At 53.7% G+C, this 18,329-nt stretch carries 14 protein-coding genes; 10 read left to right on the forward strand and 4 right to left on the reverse strand.

Annotation, left to right across the window (positions count from 1 at the left end):
* Positions 1-459: 459 nt before the first annotated feature.
* From CKL79_RS05435 to CKL79_RS05450, 4 genes are all read left to right on the forward strand, one after another.
* Entirely contained in the window at positions 460-2,247 is a 1,788-nt protein-coding gene (locus CKL79_RS05435; RefSeq protein ID WP_141242155.1) for a DUF3352 domain-containing protein, read from the forward strand.
* A gap of 139 nt (positions 2,248-2,386) precedes the next feature.
* Positions 2,387-3,424 (forward strand): class II fructose-bisphosphatase, encoded by a 1,038-nt coding sequence (glpX, locus tag CKL79_RS05440; protein ID WP_121968575.1) that lies wholly within the window; start codon positions 2,387-2,389, stop codon positions 3,422-3,424.
* Between the two features lie 351 nt (positions 3,425-3,775).
* Entirely contained in the window at positions 3,776-5,074 is a 1,299-nt protein-coding gene (locus CKL79_RS05445) for a glutamyl-tRNA reductase (RefSeq protein WP_121968576.1), read from the forward strand.
* 105 nt (positions 5,075-5,179) lie between these two features.
* A complete protein-coding gene (locus CKL79_RS05450) occupies positions 5,180-6,409 on the forward strand; it encodes a hypothetical protein (protein ID WP_121968577.1) in 1,230 nt (409 codons plus the stop codon).
* Here the strand turns inward: CKL79_RS05450 and CKL79_RS05455 are convergent.
* Positions 6,404-9,361, reverse strand: a complete 2,958-nt coding sequence (locus CKL79_RS05455; RefSeq protein ID WP_121968578.1) for a COR domain-containing protein — start codon at positions 9,359-9,361, stop codon at positions 6,404-6,406. The two genes, CKL79_RS05450 and CKL79_RS05455, sit on opposite strands and share 6 nt — an antisense overlap.
* A 206-nt stretch (positions 9,362-9,567) precedes the next feature.
* Here CKL79_RS05455 and CKL79_RS05460 point away from each other — a divergent pair, with 206 nt between their 5' ends.
* The 4 genes from CKL79_RS05460 to CKL79_RS05475 all read left to right on the forward strand — a co-directional run bounded on the left by CKL79_RS05460 (position 9,568) and on the right by CKL79_RS05475 (position 12,077).
* On the forward strand, positions 9,568-9,831 hold the full coding sequence (locus CKL79_RS05460; protein ID WP_121968579.1) for a hypothetical protein: 264 nt from the start codon (positions 9,568-9,570) through the stop codon (positions 9,829-9,831).
* A gap of 178 nt (positions 9,832-10,009) precedes the next feature.
* Positions 10,010-10,402: a hypothetical protein gene (locus CKL79_RS05465; RefSeq protein ID WP_121968580.1), complete on the forward strand. Its 393-nt coding sequence runs from the start codon at positions 10,010-10,012 to the stop codon at positions 10,400-10,402.
* A 448-nt stretch (positions 10,403-10,850) separates the two neighbouring features.
* Entirely contained in the window at positions 10,851-11,087 is a 237-nt protein-coding gene (locus CKL79_RS05470) for a hypothetical protein (protein WP_121968581.1), read from the forward strand.
* A 237-nt stretch (positions 11,088-11,324) separates the two neighbouring features.
* Entirely contained in the window at positions 11,325-12,077 is a 753-nt protein-coding gene (locus tag CKL79_RS05475) for a class I SAM-dependent methyltransferase (RefSeq protein WP_121968582.1), read from the forward strand.
* Between the two features lie 20 nt (positions 12,078-12,097).
* Here the strand turns inward: CKL79_RS05475 and CKL79_RS05480 are convergent, their stop codons facing one another.
* A complete protein-coding gene (locus tag CKL79_RS05480; protein ID WP_240518683.1) occupies positions 12,098-13,021 on the reverse strand; it encodes an isoaspartyl peptidase/L-asparaginase family protein in 924 nt (307 codons plus the stop codon).
* A gap of 3 nt (positions 13,022-13,024) precedes the next feature.
* A complete protein-coding gene (locus CKL79_RS05485; RefSeq protein WP_121968583.1) occupies positions 13,025-14,713 on the reverse strand; it encodes a transglutaminase domain-containing protein in 1,689 nt (562 codons plus the stop codon).
* A 276-nt stretch (positions 14,714-14,989) separates the two neighbouring features.
* Here CKL79_RS05485 and CKL79_RS05490 point away from each other — a divergent pair, with 276 nt between their 5' ends.
* Positions 14,990-15,223: a DUF2283 domain-containing protein gene (locus CKL79_RS05490; RefSeq protein ID WP_121968584.1), complete on the forward strand. Its 234-nt coding sequence runs from the start codon at positions 14,990-14,992 to the stop codon at positions 15,221-15,223.
* A 58-nt stretch (positions 15,224-15,281) separates the two neighbouring features.
* Here CKL79_RS05490 and CKL79_RS05495 read toward each other — a convergent pair whose 3' ends face one another.
* Positions 15,282-15,503 carry a DUF4327 family protein gene (locus CKL79_RS05495; protein ID WP_121968585.1) on the reverse strand — a complete coding sequence of 74 codons (222 nt, stop codon included), beginning with the start codon at positions 15,501-15,503 and terminating at the stop codon, positions 15,282-15,284.
* Between the two features lie 726 nt (positions 15,504-16,229).
* Here CKL79_RS05495 and CKL79_RS05500 point away from each other — a divergent pair.
* Positions 16,230-18,329 carry a TIGR00300 family protein gene (locus CKL79_RS05500; RefSeq protein WP_121968586.1) on the forward strand — a complete coding sequence of 700 codons (2,100 nt, stop codon included), beginning with the start codon at positions 16,230-16,232 and terminating at the stop codon, positions 18,327-18,329.

An 18,329-nucleotide genomic window follows, 5' to 3' on the forward strand; every position in this document is an offset into this window, starting at 1 on the left:
CTGGCTGCTCTTCTGGCTTTCCTTCTGGCCGGTCAACAAGCGGGTGGGTGGGCTTAACCGTTTGGGTGGTCATAGATAGAGTATCTAGTTATTGATAAAAAATGTTGCGATAATCGCTGAGATCAAAAGCCTTACAGCGCCTAGCATAGCTGTTTGTTTAGAGACACTAAGCTGACAGCAAAAAAACTCAAAGTTGCCCGCCGATTGCGATGAAGACTAAGACGACAGCAAAACGAGGTGTGGCTGGGGACAATCTAAGCGGTTTGTCTGTACAGCCAGGCGCTACCTATTCGCTGGCGCGCGTTCATGCGCTGATCTGGGTTAACTCTTCTGCCAGTCATCTTTGTCAAGATTTCTGCTAAAGTTCATTGCGACTCTTTAGGCTAGCCGGTAACCCTGACTAAATTGCTAGCTGGCTATTGATTATCAGCGCGACCAAATTCGGTAGAGAGAGAACCTGTGACTTCCAAATTTGCGATGCGGCTACCTGAAAAGCGTGCCAGACTGCTAGCCCTGGGAGCGGTCTTTGTAATCGGCGGCGGGGCGATCGCCTATTTAAACCTTGTGCAGCGATCGCCCAGAAGCCTCTCCCCCGCAGGTGCTCGCTTGGTGCCGCAGACCGCCCTGGCGACAATGACCTTCACCACTGACGAGCTGGCTTGGACCAAGCTACGGCAGTTTGGCACAGCCGATACCCAGCAGCAGCTTGACGCGGTGCTCACGCAGTGGAAAGACCGGCTGACGATCAATGGCTACAGCTTTAAGCGCGATATTAAACCCTGGGTGGGCGATCGCGTCACCCTCGCTCTACTGCCCGCCCAAACAGCGGCAAATCCGACCGATCTGCCCGCCGATAGCGGCGTGACTCAAAATTGGGTGGCCGTTGTCCCTATCGCCGACCCGCTCAAAGCCAGATCGCTGCTAGACGAGGAACCCGAAGAGGCTGCGCCTGACTGGGAAGAGCGCACTTACAAAGGGGTCAAGGTACGGACGCTCCAGGCGGCGGGTAGCGACCCGATTGAATCAGCGGTGATCGGTACTAACTGGCTGCTGTTGAGCAACGGTGCCGCCGGGATTGAGCAGGCTATTGACACTCATAAAGGCGGGCGATCGCTATTCGACATAGCGGGCTATCGTAAGGCTGCCACTCGGGTAGAGACACCGCAGCCGCCCGGCAAAAACTTTGCGCAGATCTATCTGAACATTCCGGCGGCGACTCAGATGCTGGAGCCGTCTGCCAGCGCCAACCCCGGATCTGCCGGGCAGGGCAGCATTTTGCCGCTACAGGGCTCGCAGGGACTGGTCGCCACTGCCCTGATCGAGTCAGACGGGCTCCGCTTTCAGGGCACGAGCTGGCTTGCACCTGAAAACGACCTGGCCTACAGCGAGCTGCGCAACGAGGCCGGTGATATGCCTCGCCGCCTGCCCGATGACACGCTGGTAATGATGTCAGGCAGCAACCTACAGCAGTTTTGGCAGGGCTTTAGCAGCGGCAATACCTCGCCGCCTTTCTTTCCTAATCCGCAAAATCTGAAGGCCGGGCTGCTGACCCAAACTGGCCTCGACCTGGATGAAGATGTCATGCCCTGGGCGGCAGGCGAATTTGCTCTGGGCATACTGCCCCCGGTTCAGCCTGACAGCACCGCGCCGCCTGATGCCGACTCACCCAACGCCGCAGGATCTACACCAGATAATCTGCCCGACGGCCAGCCCGATGGCCTGACGACTGAACCCGCTATTGGGAGTGCGCCGCTGCTGCTGCTAGTAAAAACCAACGACCGTCAGGCCGCCGAATCTGTGTGGGCGCAGCTAGACGATGTGATGAGCAGCCGCTATCGCTATCAGGTCGAGACTGAGGAGTTTGAAGGGGGGACGATAACCCAATGGATTTCGCCCTTTCAAGGGGTGCAGTTCAGCCACGGTTGGCTACCGGGTAACGTGGCCTTTTTCTCGGTAGGTAGCGGTGCGGCTGAGGCGATCGCGCCAAAACCCAACCAGTCTCTGGCCAACAACCGGCTATTTCAAACGCTCACGGGCGAAGCGCCTAGCCCGAATAACGGTCACTTTTATATCAATCTGGCGCAAATTAACAGGCTTGAGGGCATTTTTCCCTTGCCGCAGCTCTCACCAGACGGAGCGACTGCCGCCATCGAGTCGATTGGCCTAACAACGACGCTCAATGGCCGGACGATGAACTACGACCTCTATGTAGAGCTAGCTAAAGGCGCTTCCCCCGATCCACTGTAACGGCTCTGATAGCTGGCCTCCCCAGTTTGTTTAGGCAGTCCGGGGGAAATAGTCTGATAAACTCAAAGACGGACTTATAGAGATTTAAAGACTCTTTTAAGATCGGCTATATTCGGCAGTTTGGAGGAATAAACACCCCGTGGAAACCACCCTCGGTTTAGAGATTATTGAAGTCGTTGAGCAGGCCGCCATTGCATCTGCTCGCTGGATGGGTAAAGGCGAAAAGGATATCGCTGACGAAGTCGCCGTAGAGGCGATGCGTGAGCGGATGAACAAAATTCACATGCGCGGCAAGATTGTCATCGGCGAAGGTGAACGCGACGACGCACCCATGCTCTACATCGGCGAAGAAGTCGGCATCTGTACACAGCCCGATGCTGATAAGGTTTGCACACCAGACGAACTGATGGAGATTGATATTGCCGTTGACCCTTGCGAAGGCACTAACCTTTGCGCTTATGGTCAGCCCGGTGCGATGGCGGTGCTGGCAATTTCTGAAAAAGGCGGTCTGTTTGCCGCGCCTGACTTTTACATGCGCAAGCTAGCCGCGCCCCCCGCTGCTAAAGGCAAAGTAGATATCAACAAGACCCCGGCAGAAAACCTGAAGATTTTGGCTGAGTGCCTGGAGCGCGGGGTCGATGAGCTAGTCGTGATCGTGATGAAGCGCGAGCGTCACAACGAGCTGATTCAAGAAATTCGCGATGCCGGTGCGCGGGTGCGCCTGATTAGCGACGGCGATGTGTCAGCAGCTATCTCCTGTGGCTTTGAAGGCACCAACGTCCATGCGCTGATGGGCATTGGCGCAGCGCCAGAAGGCGTGATTTCAGCGGCGGCTATGCGCTGCTTGGGCGGTCACTTCCAGGGTCAGCTGATCTACGACCCGGCTGTTGTCAAAACCGGTTTGATCGGCGAGAGCAAGGAAGCTAACTTAGAGCGCCTGGCCTCAATGGGCATTACCGATCCCGACAAGATTTACACAGCTGAAGAGCTGGCCAACGGTAAGAACGTTCTATTCGCTGGCTGTGGCATTACGCCCGGCACGCTGATGAACGGCGTCCGCTTCTTTAACGGCGGCTACCGGACTCAGAGCCTGGTGATCTCTAGCCAGAGCAAGACGGCACGGTTTGTCGATACGGTTCACATGAGCGGAAATCCTAAGCGGGTAAGCCTGGTCTAGCTCTGATTTCAAATCTTCGCAGGAGGCGCAAGGCACGATGCTTGCGCCTCTTTTGTTGTGCCAATGCCTCTAGAAAATGTATCCTTGCTCTGCGGCTATAGCGTTGGTCACTTTGCTGAGGTGCATTACACCGGCTGAGAGCCTTATGCTGAGACGGGCAAAAAGTGACTCGCGGTTGCCGAATGCATCCGGGAACCGCTCTATCTGCCGAATCCTTTAAAATAGAGTTTTGTTGAGTTTTCTTGAGATGGTCTTCAATTATTTAATACCTTAAAGAGAGGGCCCAGCGCTCACGCCATTTCATTACCCGTTAGGCGAAAATTCTTCATTACAGATTCTTAGGAAGCATAGATGAACATTGCTGTTGTCGGGCTCAGTCATCAGACTGCGCCAGTTGAAGTCCGAGAAAAACTGAGCATTCCTTCGGCTCAGGTCGCGGATGCGATCGCTCATCTTGGCGGCTCGCCCTACATCGAAGAAGTCTCTATTCTCAGCACCTGCAACCGCCTGGAAATTCATATCGTCGCCACCGAAATTGAGACCGGCGTCCGCGATGTGATTCGGTTTCTCTCAGAGCACAGCGGCCTGGCGCTCGGCGACCTGCGCCCCCATCTATTTGTGCTGCTCCAGCAAGATGCGGTGATGCACCTGATGCGAGTCTCTAGCGGCCTTGATAGCCTGGTGCTCGGCGAAGGTCAAATTCTCTCCCAGGTCAAGCACGCCCACAGCCTCGGCCAGCAGCATAAAGGAGTCGGTCGCATTCTCAACCGCCTGCTCAAAGACGCTATTAAGGCCGGTAAGCGGGTGCGTACAGAAACCAGCATCGGCACGGGCGCAGTCTCGATTAGCTCTGCCGCTGCCGAATTGGCCCTGATGAAGGTCGAAAACTTTACGGACTGCCACATTGCTATTTTGGGCGCGGGTAAGATGGCCCGCCTGCTGGTACAGCATCTGATTTCTAAGCGGGCTAACCAGATCACCATTCTCAACCGGACGATTAACCGGGCGAATGATCTGGCCGCTCAGTTTGGCGATGTCGATATTCAAACCGGCACGCTCGACGCCATGCTAGATACCGTCATCGCAGCAGATGTGGTCTTTACCTGCACGTCTTCGACGGAGCCAATTTTGCACCGCGAAAATTTGGAGCCTGTTTGCTCGGGCAGGCAGCTAATGGTGTTTGATATTGCCGTGCCGCGAAACGTGCATAGCAATATCAATGAAATTGAGACTGTCTTTGCTTTCAATGTGGATGATTTGGAAGCGGTAGTGGCGCAAAATCAGGAGAGTCGCCGGCAGATGGCGCTAGAAGCTGAGGCGCTGCTTGATGAAGAAGTTGAGGCGTTTATGGATTGGCTGCGATCGCTCGACACCGTCCCTACCATTAGCAGCTTGCGGACCAAAGTAGAAACTATCCGCACCCAAGAGCTAGAAAAAGCCATGTCGCGTTTGGGCTCAGAATTTTCTGAAAAGCATCGCGGCGTTGTCGAAGCGCTCACGCGCGGCATCGTTAACAAAATTTTGCACGACCCGATGACCCAGCTGCGGGCGCAGAGAGATTTGGGCGCACGCGATCAGGCGATGGAGACTTTACAGATATTGTTTAACTTAGAAACTGCCGCTAGAAATGAGATTGGCAGCCACCGCTAGTTAAAACTTAACGAGTGCAAGACCAGTCGCCTAACTGGGTACTGTACGGCATCATGATTGGCCCCGCTGATTAGAATCGGGGCCACAGCTATTGGCGGAGTTCCTATGTTTTTACGCTTGCGTCGGTTTGTTCGTCGCTTTTTTAACCGGTCTCGCCGGGTTAATCATGAGCCGATCAACAAAGTCAGCCTGATTGTCATCATTCTGGTTGACCTGTTCATTTTGTTCAATGTGTTCATGGGGCTAGACGACATTAGCCGCTGGCCGATTAGTCCGGCGCAGGCGTATCCCTGTCACAGTGAATGGCAGAGCTACCGCGAGAACACTTCAGAAAGCAAGGCTTACGACGCTGTTAGCCGCACTTTCAATGATCAGGGAATGCCGCTACAGGCTTTTTATGCGTCTGCGGGCGATCAGCACCTGGGTCAGGTCTCTGAAGTTTGCTTGCAGTATGGAGCGGCAAGCGATGCGATCGCTTCTCAGCCTGACCAGGCGATCGCCCAGCGCATCAACGACACCCAGGCAGAGATTAACTCTTTTGCCGCCAAGAACAGCTCCATTCGCCAGCAGTACGACTCGACGCTGCTAGAAGAGATTGCCGGACAGCCGCGCGACCAGTCTATCAACACTGTAGAGGCGGCTCAGGCCCGGCGAGAGATTGAGCAGAATAATGCGGCGATCGCTCAACGTCAGCAGACGCTTACAACGCTAAAGGCAGAGCTAGTGAATGCGCCAGCCAGCCAAACCTTTTTAACGCTGCTGGCTGACGACGGTCAGTTTGAACAGGTGGATCGGGGCCAGCGGCGAGCGGCGTTTTGGTACCCCAGCATTCAGCTATTGTTTCAGGGGCTGTTTTTACTGCCGCTAATCTTTATCGCTTCGGCGGTACATCGCTTTGCTCAGCGGCGTGACTATGGCTATGTAGCGCTGATTAGCTGGCATCTGCTGGTAATCTTTTGCATTCCTCTGATCTGGAAGATATTCGAGTTTCTTCAAGTTGGGTTTCTCTTTGAACTACTTGCTCAACTCGTAGAAGTGCTGTTTGGCAGTCTGCGTTTTCTGTTGAACTATCTGCAAATCTTGTTGATTCCGCTGATTGGGTTTGGCCTGATTAAGTTCTTGCAAAGGTTTGTCTTTAACACTCGGTTGCAAGCTGCCAATCGTATCCAAAACATGCAGTGTGTGCGCTGCGCCAAAAAGCTGCGGACTGGTGATCTGCACTGCCCTCATTGCAGCTATCCGCAGTATCACGACTGCACCAACTGTCACAATCTCACCTATCAGCACTTACCCTATTGCCACCACTGCGGCACCAACCAAGCCTTAGATTTATGAAGAGGTGGGATAGATCTCTTTGATGTGATCTTTGCAGAGCCACATGACATCGCCTTCGGGGGTGGTGGTGCGGGTGAGGTTGCCCCAGGTTTGGGCGCGGTCATTCTTTATCAGTTCGCTGTAGTCAGGCGCTGAGACGCCGAGCCAGGGGCCAGCGACGGGAGTGACGTATTTTAAGATGCCGAAGAGTCGATTGAGATGAGGCGTCATCTCCTGTAGCCACTGCTTGGGGTTGTCGATGGGGTAGAGACCGCCTTCCTGAACGGGATGGAAGCAGCCGGGATGCTCGCAGTAAAGCTGGAGGTTGATGCGCTGTGAGCCGATGTCTTTTTGCCAAATAGCGCGGTCATCGGGGCGCAAGACAAATACGCTGGGGCAGGGAGATTCGATTTGCTTTTGCACGGTGCGGATTTCTCGAAGGACTTCGCGCTGCACTAACTCTCTTAGCTCGGTGAAGCCTTGTTCCACTGAGTCTTGTAGAGCATCGAAGTTACCTTGGTTTGATGCTTGGAGTCTATCAATTTTAGCGATGACGGCATCTTGGGTCGTGTAATGAAGGCCAAATAATAGCTGTGTTACTGAAATAATTTCCAGGCAGTTAGGGCACTCAATGGTTTCTCGGGGTGGGATGCGCTCAAGGCGCATGGTGAGATTGGCGTAGTCAAACTCGTGGATGCAGTTGGTGTTTTCTGGGTCGGGGCAGGGCAGTAGACGGGTAACTTTGAGGCCGGGGTAGCGGCGGAGGGTTAGCTCTAGTCCTTCGCGTAGCACGTCAAAGAAGTTGTGGGGGACGGGGCCGCGAACGGTGAGGTGTAGATAGTCGGCGTTGGTGCTTTCGTCGCGCAGTGTGCGGACGAGGCCGAGGTGTTTGGCATCTCGGTCTTGAAACAATACGCCTGTGCGCCAGTGAAGGCCGCGCCGCTCGCCCTGGTCGATAGTGAAGCGATGCTGACGAGCGATAAACCAGGTAGGAATGCCGGGAAGAATCTCGCTGACTTGAAACTTCATGGAAATCTCTTTGCAGTTGGCTTCCTGCTGCTTTTGTTGCCAGAGAGGTTGGAAGGCGGGCGGCTCGAAGGGCAAGCACTCTACGACCAGGCTGATGTCGGGACTTTCGCGGGTGCGATAGGAGAGATCGAATCGCTCCATAAGTCGTAGAAAGAAGTCAGGAAGGCCGGGTGGGAGGTCTGCCCAGACCCGGTCCATACACTGGCGAGTGAAGATGCCGTTGCTTTTGATCACTTCCTCAGCGGTGAGTACTTTGCTGATGTGCTGGGTGACCCACTGGGGCTTGAGAATGATCAAATCGTTAACTTCATCGTCGTCTTGAAAAAATAAGATGTCGCCCAGTTCATGGAGCCACTTTGTCAGAACGGGCTGGCTATCTTCAGAAACTTTTGCTTTTGTCATGGCGGCCCAGAATTGCTGAGGCGTTGCTTGCTTACCCTCGTTTTGGCGGATGGCTTTAGCAAATTTCAGCCAAGTGGTAGGCCAGATTTCACCCATGAGCGGTAGCTCGGCGGCAGTGTTGATGATGGCCTGCTGTAATTCTTTAATACCTTCCCCTGTTTTGTTACTTGCTTCGCAAAGACCGGTGATTTGTGGGAACTGTTGCTTTAGGTCTGATAGGGGCAAATCGGCATGGCGCTCGTCTATCCAGGTAGCGACCAGAATGACGGGGGCGTCCGGGGCGTTAGCGTGAATGGTTTTGAGCCAATAGATTAGCTTACCTTGCTCGAAGCCGACGCCAGCGTTGAAGACGAGAAGAAAGAGGGAGCGGTTGGTGAGGAAAAACTTGTGGGTGGCATGGTAGATTTCTTGACCGCCGAAGTCCCAGGTGTTGAGATTCATGGTGATATCAGGCTCTACGGAATGAGGCAGATTTAGTGTCTCGATCTCAATGCCGTGGGTGGAAGACTGCTGTGCCTCAAATAATTCGCCTCGTAGGGCGCGGAGTAGGGAGGTTTTGCCGGCCCGGCCTTCTCCAACAACTAGAAGTTTTGAAATCCATTGACGTTCGCCGTCCTTCCATTGCTCCCGCAGATAGGTAAGGATTGCTTTATTTCCTTGTTCGATGATTTCAGGTGATGGATAGGCAAGGTCAAGGTTTTGGTGTAGATAAAGCTCTGTGAGATTGGCGAGGTTGCCCAACTCCCTTGGCACCGCCGTCAGTCGATTTTGGTCGAGGTGAAGCTCTGTGAGATTGGCGAGGTTGCCTAACTCCTTTGGCACCGCCGTCAGTCGATTTTGGTCGAGGTGAAGCACTGAGAGATTGGCGAGGTTGCCTAACTCCTTTGGCACCGCCGTCAGTTGGTTTTGGTCGAGGTGAAGCACTGAGAGATTGGCGAGGTTGCCTAGCTCCTTTGGCACCGCCGTCAGTTGATTTCGGTCGAGGTGAAGCCGCACAAGATTGGCGAGGTTGCCTAACTCCCCCGGCACTGCTGTCAGTTGATTTCCGTCAAGGTAAAGCTGTATGAGATTAGCGAGGTTGCCCAGCTCCTTCGGCAACGCCATCAGTTGATTTTGGGAGAGGTAAAGCCATATAAGATTAGCGAGGTTACCCAACTCCCTCGGCACCGCCGTCAGTTGATTTTCCCAGAGGGAGAGCACTGTAAGATTAGCGAGGTTACCCAACTCCCTTGGCACCACCGTCAGTTGATTTTCCCAGAGGGAGAGCACTGTAAGATTAGCGAGGTTACCCAACTCCCTCGGCACTGCCGTCAGTTGATTTTGGCAGAGATAAAGCACTGAGAGATTGGCAAGGTTACCCAGCTCCCTCGGCACTGCCGTCAGTTGATTCTGGGAGAGATAAAGGTTTGTAAGATTGGCCAGATTGCCCAACTCCTTCGGGACTGTGTGTAGCTCTAGCCCTGACAGGTTTAGAGAAGTTCCGTTTGTTTTGAACGCTTGCTGAATTCGTCGTTCTGCTTCGGCAGTTTTGGATGATGACATGGGCGTGCAATCACAAAGGCGCAGGAAACTGGACTGTATCTGGGAAACTAACTGTGGCTGCGGGCTACTTAATGAGAGCAAAGCGGCCCTAATTATCTACCACTTTTACGCTTCTTATGGCTTGGAGGCAAGGGGCAATGCAGCCGCTTAATGACATCTTCAGTTTAGCTGCATTGGCCTGCCTGCACTAGGAAAGTCGTAAAAGCATGGGAACCCCGGTTATTGCATTGACAAAAGTTGCTGCAAGCGGGCTTGTCGAGGATACGGGCGGGACGTTTGTTTGTAACGACGGGCTTGTCGAGGGTAAGGGCGCGACGTTCGTTTGTAACGGCGGGCTTGTTGAGGGTGCGGGCGCGATGTTTGTTAGTAACGGCAGGCTTGTCAAGGGTGTGGGCGGGGCGTTTGTTAGTAACGGCAGGCTTGTCGAGGGTAAGGGCGCGATATTTGTTAGTAACGGCGGGCTGAGCTAGCAAAATTACGGAAGAGGCTTGGGCGAGTTCTTCAAAAATCGCTGATCATACGGAGCGCGTTGCGTTCCAAAAGCGGACATTCTAAAGATGTTCTCACAGATGAGAAGGCGATCGCTCGTTGGGGTAAGCCCAACTGGTGACGCCAAAAGTTGTTTATCTTTTGCAGTAGGGATCTATCATGGCCAGACAAAAACGGAGTTCTCGCGTTTTGGATAGGGCACAGCGACGCTCAGCCGGTATGCAGTCAATTGATGACAAGCTAGACCTGGGGACTGGCATGACCATGCAGCTCTACATCCAAAACATCGACAATCTACGCACCCAGCTTAACGCTTACAACAAAACGCTTTCTTATGTCGATGAGCTGCAAAACGAAGTCGATAAGGCTGAGCGGGTGCTGGCCCTTCACTCTGAGCAAATGCTGCTCGGCGTCGCGGCTCGGTATGGCAAAGACAGCAACGAATATGAGATGGCAGGCGGGGTACGGAAGAGCGATCGCAAGCGCCCCACTCGTCGGACTGCGGCTGTCACCACTAGCCCACAGACAAACCCAATAGGCACAGCTCCTTAGCGACCCATCCAGCGAGACATTTACGCATACATGCTTGGAAGCAGTCCTGCGTCTTGGTCCCCCTTGCCAAGGGGAACCGCAAGGGAGGGGTCCCCGATAAATCCGCTACACACCGAGACCCCTCCGTTGGTTTCCCTTGCCAGGGGGAACCAGTCCCAACGCCCCAGCACAATTTACCGCTTGCCTCCACAGGAAAATGCGCTTATTATCAGTTCTAAGGTTGTGATGCCACATCGCTGCCTTACTCAGAACTCAACATGACTTAGCGCCATCGGCAGGTGTTAGAGCACCTGACCGACGGCTAACCCCCAAGATTACCAGTCAATCTCGGACGCTAAGAGTAAATGTACTCTTTAGCCACCCCGATTTGCACGTCATCTCTGCGGGCGGCTGAGGATTCGCGAGTTCTGGGTTTCCTTAACCCACACTTACGGAACCCAGAACCCTTATGTTTACTCCTTCCTCTCAGGGCGCTCCAGCGTCCACAGTTTCTTCTACCAAAACGTCTGGCCAAGCCGAACCCGTGCGCCACCTGTTGTTTGGCAGTCTTAGCGCCGTGCAAGCCACCATCAAGCAACTGCACAAACACCGCTACGCCGAGCCCAACGACTGGAGCCAACCGATGTCTACCGGTCGCCCCAATGAAGTGATGGCCATTTTGACCAAGCGCGTCAGCGCAGACTAACCTGAGTTCGCGATCAGCCGTCTCACAGTCAACTGCTCAACCCCTTCATACCAAACCCGATCCAGGTTCCCCTTGCCAAGGGGAACCGTAAGGGAGGGGTTCTGCCGACGTGCTCTACGCTCAGCCGAAACCCCTCTCCCTGCGGCATCTCCCCTCGCCAAAGGGAGAGCGGGTGATCGCCACCCAGAAATAACGCACAATAAGAAAGCCAACCTGCAAAGACTGCGCTCTTTATCTATGACTCTTATCTCCCGCTGGCGATCGCACCTGCCTCAACTGCTCAGCGTTTGCCTGTTACTACTGCTCACCCTCGGCTGCACCGCCAACGCCACAGTCAATGCCACTACGGACGGCACCTACACCTACAAATCGCCCAGCTCAGACGGCATCGGCAAAGTGTACTATGGCCGCGAAATTGCTAACGTCATGGGCTACCAGGGGGCAAACTGGCTAGCTCGCCCCAGTCGCACCACCGAAGAACGATCCGATCTGGCAGTAGATGCCCTCCAACTCCAGCGCGATGATGTCGTCGCAGATATCGGCGCAGGCATGGGATACATCAGCTTTCAGCTCGCAAAATGGGTAGACAACGGTAAGGTCGTCGCAGTCGATGTGCAGCCAGAAATGCTGGCGCTGCTAGAGGCTGAGCGCGATAAGTATGGTGTAGACAATGTAGAAACGGTATTAGGGACTGAGTCAGACCCGAAACTAGCGCCCGAAAGCATCAACCTGGCAGTGATGTTTGATGCGTACCACGAATTTGCCTACCCCAAAGAAATGATGGCAGGCATCGTCAGCGCCCTGAAGCCGGGCGGACAGGTCGTGCTCGCCGAATACCGCGCCGAGAATCCGCTCGTGCTGATTAAAAAGCATCACAAAATGTCTCAAAGACAGGTCAAAAAAGAACTCACCGCTGCGGGGCTAACCTGGGTGAAAACAGATGACCGCCTGCCGCAGCAGCACCTGATGTTCTTTGAGAAACCTGCCTGAGCTGCCTTTTGCTCGCGCTGCTATCCCAACTTACAGTGAGCTTCACCACCGGCTTCTATCCAGCCGTGAATCAGCCCAGAAGTAGACTGAGCCGCCGCGCAGCGACCGCTTTTGTCAATGACAATGACGCCGCCATCACCGTTTACTTTAGCAACCAAATACTCAATGCCCGCCTCAGCCGCCGCTGCCGCATCCATGCCCTTAAAGTAGACAAAATCAGAGATGGTCTTTGATAAAACGGTGCGCAAAAACTGTTCCCCATAGCCAGTGGCCGACACTGCGCAGGTTTCGTTATCGGCAAATACGCCCGCCCCAATCACGGGGGTATCACCGACCCGGCCCCATCGCTTATTGACCAAACCGCCCGTTGAAGTAGCGGCAGCCAAATTGCCGTGACTGTCACGGGCTACCGCACCGACCGTGCCTAGCTTTTGAGCGGGCTTAATTTTCTCATGGTCAAGCATCATCACGCCTGCGGCCTGAGCTTCTTTGAGCTGCTTAATCCGCGATTCGGTAATGAAGTAGTCGTCTGGGTAAGGCTCTACGTTGCAGAACTTGGCAAACTCCATTGCGCCTTCGGCCACCAGCATGACGTGGCTGCTCTGTTCTAAAACCAGACGCGCTAACGAGATGGGGTTTTTGATGTTTTTGATGCAGGCGATCGCCCCCGCTTTCAGCTCTTTCCCCTCCATCAGCGCCGCATCCATTTCAACCTGGCCGTTTTCGTTCAAGACAGCGCCTTTGCCCGCGTTGTAGAGCGGATTGTCTTCTAAAAGATTGACGCAGTACTCAACCACATCTAGCGCGGCGGCTCCGGCTTCTAGACGCTGACGGCCCTGCTCCAAAATAGCGGTAACGCTAGCTTTAAATTCGGCTTCGCTGGCTTCGTATTTCAGGTCTTCGAGGGCACCGGCCCCCCCATGAATCATCAGAGAATAGGACATAGATTAGAGCTGCTCGTCAGCACCTGGGCGAAGTTCATCCAATATGGTAAAGCGAATGTGATTAATGGCCAGATCGCCGAGCGACATCTTCTCAGGCTTATCGTCGGCTTTGAGCTTGGCAAACGGAATGCCCTTGCCCAGTTCGGTATGGTACCAGGCCAGGCCCATAAAAAATCGGGTGGGGTAGGGGCCGCGATCTATCACATCGTCTACATTCGACTCCATCGGCAGCCAACCAATGCCGGGCACGTAAAACTCCAGCCAAACATGGTTAAAGTCTGGCTCTAGGGGCAAATTGCGCTGTTCAGGGTAGGGCGGGCACTTATAGCGGCCAATCGTCCGGCAGGCAATGCCATTCAGCCGGGTCAGCGCCAGCAGCACCCCGACATACTCACCGCAGGAGCCCACGCCGCGTTTGAGCGCGACATCTGGCGTGTCAATTTTGGGCTGAATGCCGTAAGACAGCCGGTCGTAGACATAGTTGCGAATTTTGAGCATCTTTCGCAAAATATTGGTCTCGGTGCCGCTAGCTGCTTTTGCCGCCTCGCGAATCGTCTCGGTGTCCATGGCCAGATCGTCATCATCTACCAGGTATCGCTGCTGAAACTCTTCTGAGAGCGGCGGCACTTCTTCGACATCGGCGGGGGAGAGCATGTATTTAATGCTGTACATTTCGATCACCGCTTTCCAGCCAACCAAACCGCCCTGATGCGGCTTTAGCTCGTCAAATTTGAAGACAGCTACTCGCTGACCGTCTTGCACTTCTTCGGTAAACGGATGACCAATCGCTTCGACATGACGGACGCGCTGGCGCAGCGTATCGGCAGGCAGCGCAATTCGCCACTCAACGTTGTGAAGCGGCGGCACGTCTTCTAGCGGCAGCAGTTCTTCAACATAAGACAGCTCAACTAAGTAGCCGTTCGAGAGCGTGTAGTGCTGCTTGGGATCGTAGTAGATGTGTAGCGGGTGAATGAAGGTGCGATCGCGAAAGGTCAGATGATAGGGCGATTCGGCATTGGGATCGTCGCGAATATAGGGTTCTTCGTTCGCGTAGGCGATGTAGCAGATATGGGTATCGGCATCATAGGGGTAAAAGGCAATCCCCACTGGTGAACTAAACGGAGTGAGCGCGCTAAACAGCACGCTGCCAGTGGCCCGATCTAAGCAGTAGACGCTTTGCTCATCGCGATCGCACACCCACAGCGAGTCTTTAGTCGCTGTAATATTCTCAATGCCAATACCGGGCTGGCGAAACTGGCCCGTGCGGTCGCCGCTGTTGCGGTCAAAAATATAGATATAGCCCGACTTCTGGCAGGTCACATAGACCTGATCTTCCCAGACGGTCAGGCCGTTTGCCGGGTAGGAAAGACGGGTAAAGGCGGTCGCTGACGGCTCAGCTAGACCTATGCTGGCGCGATCGCACCAAAAGATCTCATTCCCCTTCGCCAGCCAGAGCTGATCTTGCCAGACGGCTAGCCCCGTTACGCCAATCCAGTCAGCGACACTGTGAGGATTGAGAATGATCGTGTTGTTCGTGCGCGGGTCAATTTCGACCAGATATCCTCGGATCGTATCGGCTGCTAGCAAGCGCTGCTGATCGACCGCTAGCCCAGATAAAACATAGACCCCAATCGGGCGGACAGTAGAATGCAATAGCGCTGGCTCAGACGACACCCGGTCAGAATAGGACATAAGGTTAAATATTAATCAAGTGCAGTGGCGTATTGCCTGTACTCAACAATACAGCACAGTTTTATCTACGATTCTCAAATTGTGAGAAAGCCTAGAGTACTCAGATTAATTCAAAGGGAAGCCCTGTTCTGCAGCAGACACTACTGACAAAAGTCTATAGAATGTCTAGAAGATTAAATACACATGAGCAAGGACGAACGGGTGATAAGCTCGCTCATGTCGATCTGACCCACATCCTGGCGAACCCGGTGAAAAGTGACCTATGAAAAGTGACCTATGAAAGTGACCTACGATCCAGACAAAGATGTTTTACAGGTGTCCTTTAACGAGGTTTTAGTTGAGGAAACAACTCAAATCGCGCCTGGATTGATCTTGGACTATGACGAAGACGGTAATGTAATTGGCTTAGAGCTCAGGCGCGCGTCTAAAAAAGTAGACAACCCTTACGCCCTCACCTATTTGGTCGGCGAGGTCGATAGCGACAAGCCCCCCGTGACCACTCACGGTTAAGCACCCGCGAAGCAACCAGCCCGGTTAGGGACTCATTGCCTCTAATGGCAGCCGCCGCTTAGTCATTGAGCCAGGCTTCTTTACCAATCAAATCGCCGATGTGATCTCTTAAAAGATACTCGTTAGTTTCTAAGACTTCTCCGACTTTTTTCCATTCGCGATCGCTAAAATATCGCGATAGTGAGTAGATTTGCTGCTGTCTGCCAATCGAGCCTCGGGTAACCAGCGCCCGGACTTCGTCTTGAATAAAGCAAATGGAATACTGACGTTCTGCAAGCATGGGTATTGTCCTCAAGAAATGAATTTAGAACGTAAATAAAGGGGTAAGCGCCCCCACTTAAACGCTCTGTAGAAACGCTCTATAGATAAAAAAGCATTGCCGTCCTGAAGGAACTTCAGCGGTCTAAGCATTCACATTAAATTCTTAAGGGGCTTCTATATCGCGGCCTTGGCATAGAAGGGGAGTGCCGTTACGAATGGCTTAAGGGTCTTGTCGGATTAGTTAAGTGATTATATAGAGCGAGATGTCTAGAAAAAGATGTTTGGAAACCAACTTGTCAGCGTTCAGAATATCGGAAAACTAGATACGCTTTCAGGATCATTGCAGATTTCTTAAACAAATAGATCCCCGAGCGAACTCTACCAAGGGGTAGCAGTTAGGCTATGGTCAAAAACTTTCGATGCTTTTGCAGGTAACAATGGTATTGTACAGCACAGTTTTTGATTCATTCTCAACCATTAGTTATGGTTTCCTAACATTGTCACGGAGACTACATTGGGTCGCGGGTCGTGTCAGCCTCTGATCTAGATTGGCTATGCCGCTGTTAGCGCGGCTAGCGTCGCAAAATAGGGGGATGAATCTCAAAAATATTGCTATGTTTGTTGCACAGCGATGTCCGTTCTGTTGTGAGATGATTTGTTTGCAGATATCGCAATATTTTATCTTCAGCGCTGAGTATCTTAAAGAATAGAAGCACTACTCAGAATTTCAATTTTAAGGATCACCATGACTGACGCAGTACGAATTTTGATGTGCCCTCCCCACCACTACGATGTGGACTATGTGATTAATCCATGGATGGAGGGCAATATCCATCGCTCATCGCGGGAGCGCGCTGAAACCCAGTGGAATCAGCTCTATCAGGTGCTGACGGGCTACGCCACGGTAGATCTGGTAAAGCCACAGCCGGGCTGGCCCGATATGGTGTTCGCAGCTAACGCCGGACTGGTACTCGGTGATCATGTTGTCCTCAGCCGGTTTTTGCATCCTGAGCGGCAGGGAGAAGAGCCCTACTTTGAGCAGTGGTTTGAAGAAAACGGATTTACCGTACACAAGCTGCCTAAGAGCCTGCCTTTTGAAGGCGCGGGTGACGCCCTGCTAGATCGGGCCGGGAGATGGCTTTGGGCAGGCTATGGGTTTCGATCAGAGTTAGATTCTCACCCTTACCTGGCAAAGTGGCTAGACGTAGAAGTGCTGTCGCTACGGCTGGTAGACCAGCGGTTTTATCACTTAGACACCTGCTTTTGCCCGCTCACCGATGGCTACCTGCTGTATTATCCGCCCGCCTTTGATGCCTATTCCAACCGCCTGATTGAAATGCGGGTGCCCGCCGAGAAGCGAATTGCCATTAGTGAAGTCGATGCGATTAACTTTGCCTGCAACACGGTGAATGTAGATCGGGTTGTGGTGATGAATCAGGCTAGCGATGAGCTGAAGCAGCAGCTGGGCGATCGCGGCTTTACCGTCGAAGAAACGCCGCTGACTGAGTTTCTTAAAGCGGGCGGCGCGGCCAAATGCCTGACGCTGCGAGTGACCGAACCCCGGCAGGATTCTCCCCAAGCCTCCACCGTGCAGAGCCGAGTAATTCACTTAGAGGGCCATCTGCTCGATTCGGGTTTGGTGAACCGGGCGCTGGATACGATTGTCACCGGGGGCGGCAGCTTTCAGGTGCTGAATTTTAACCTGGGCGAACAGCGGCAGGATCATTCATCGGCTGAAGTCAAGGTCTCTGCGCCAGGCCAAATGGTGATGGATGACATCATGGGCCAGCTGATTGACCTCGGGGCGGTGAGTTTGCCGCAGGAGGCAACGCCTGCCGCTTTAGAGGCGGTGGTGCAAGACGGGGTCGCACCCGATGACTTCTATGTGACGACGATCTATCCGACTGAAGTGCTGATCGGCGATCGCTGGTTTAAGATAGAAGGTCAGCGGATGGATGGGGCGATCGCCATCACCCGCAGTGCCAATGGGCTAGTGGCCCGCTGCAAGCTGCTGCGAGATTTGCAGGTAGGCGAAGAAGTCGTCGTCGGGAGTAAAGGCATCCACACGCTGCGGAATGAGCCTTCTCTGAAGCAAAAAACGGACGACTTTAGCTTTATGGGGGCGGGCGTATCGAGCGAGCGCCGGGTAGAGCTAGTGGTCGAGCAAATTGCCTGGGATCTGCGGCGAATTCGCGATCGCGGCGGCAAAGTCGTGGTCACCGCTGGCCCGGTTGTCATCCATACCGGCGGCAGTGAGCATTTGAAAAAGCTGATCCAGGGGGGCTATGTGCATGCGCTGCTTGGCGGCAATGCGATCGCCGTTCACGACATTGAGCAGTCGATGATGGGCACCTCGCTAGGCATGGATATGAAGCGCGGCGTCTCGGTTCACGGCGGGCATCGCCACCATCTGAAGGCGATTAACACTATTCGTCGCTATGGCAGTATTGCCGCAGCGGTAGAGCAGGGCGCACTCACCAGCGGCGTCATGTATGAATGCGTTAAAAACAACGTGCCCTTTTCCTTAGCGGGCTCCATTCGCGATGACGGCCCCCTGCCCGACACCAAAATGAACTTACTAGAAGCGCAGTCAGATTACGCCCGCTTAATTGAAGGGGCCGACCTGATCTTAATGCTCTCGACCATGCTGCACTCAATTGGGGTGGGCAATATGACGCCTGCCGGGGTGAAGATGGTGTGCGTCGATATTAATCCGGCGGTGGTGACAAAATTGAGCGATCGCGGCTCAGTCGAATCGACGGGCGTCGTCACCGACGTGGGTCTGTTTTTAAGTCTGCTAGTTCAGCAACTCAGCAAGCTCACAGGGCAATACGCTCAGATCTAA

The organism is Leptolyngbya sp. BC1307, assembly GCF_002286735.1.
Taxonomy (GTDB): Bacteria; Cyanobacteriota; Cyanobacteriia; order Phormidesmidales; family Phormidesmidaceae; genus Phormidesmis.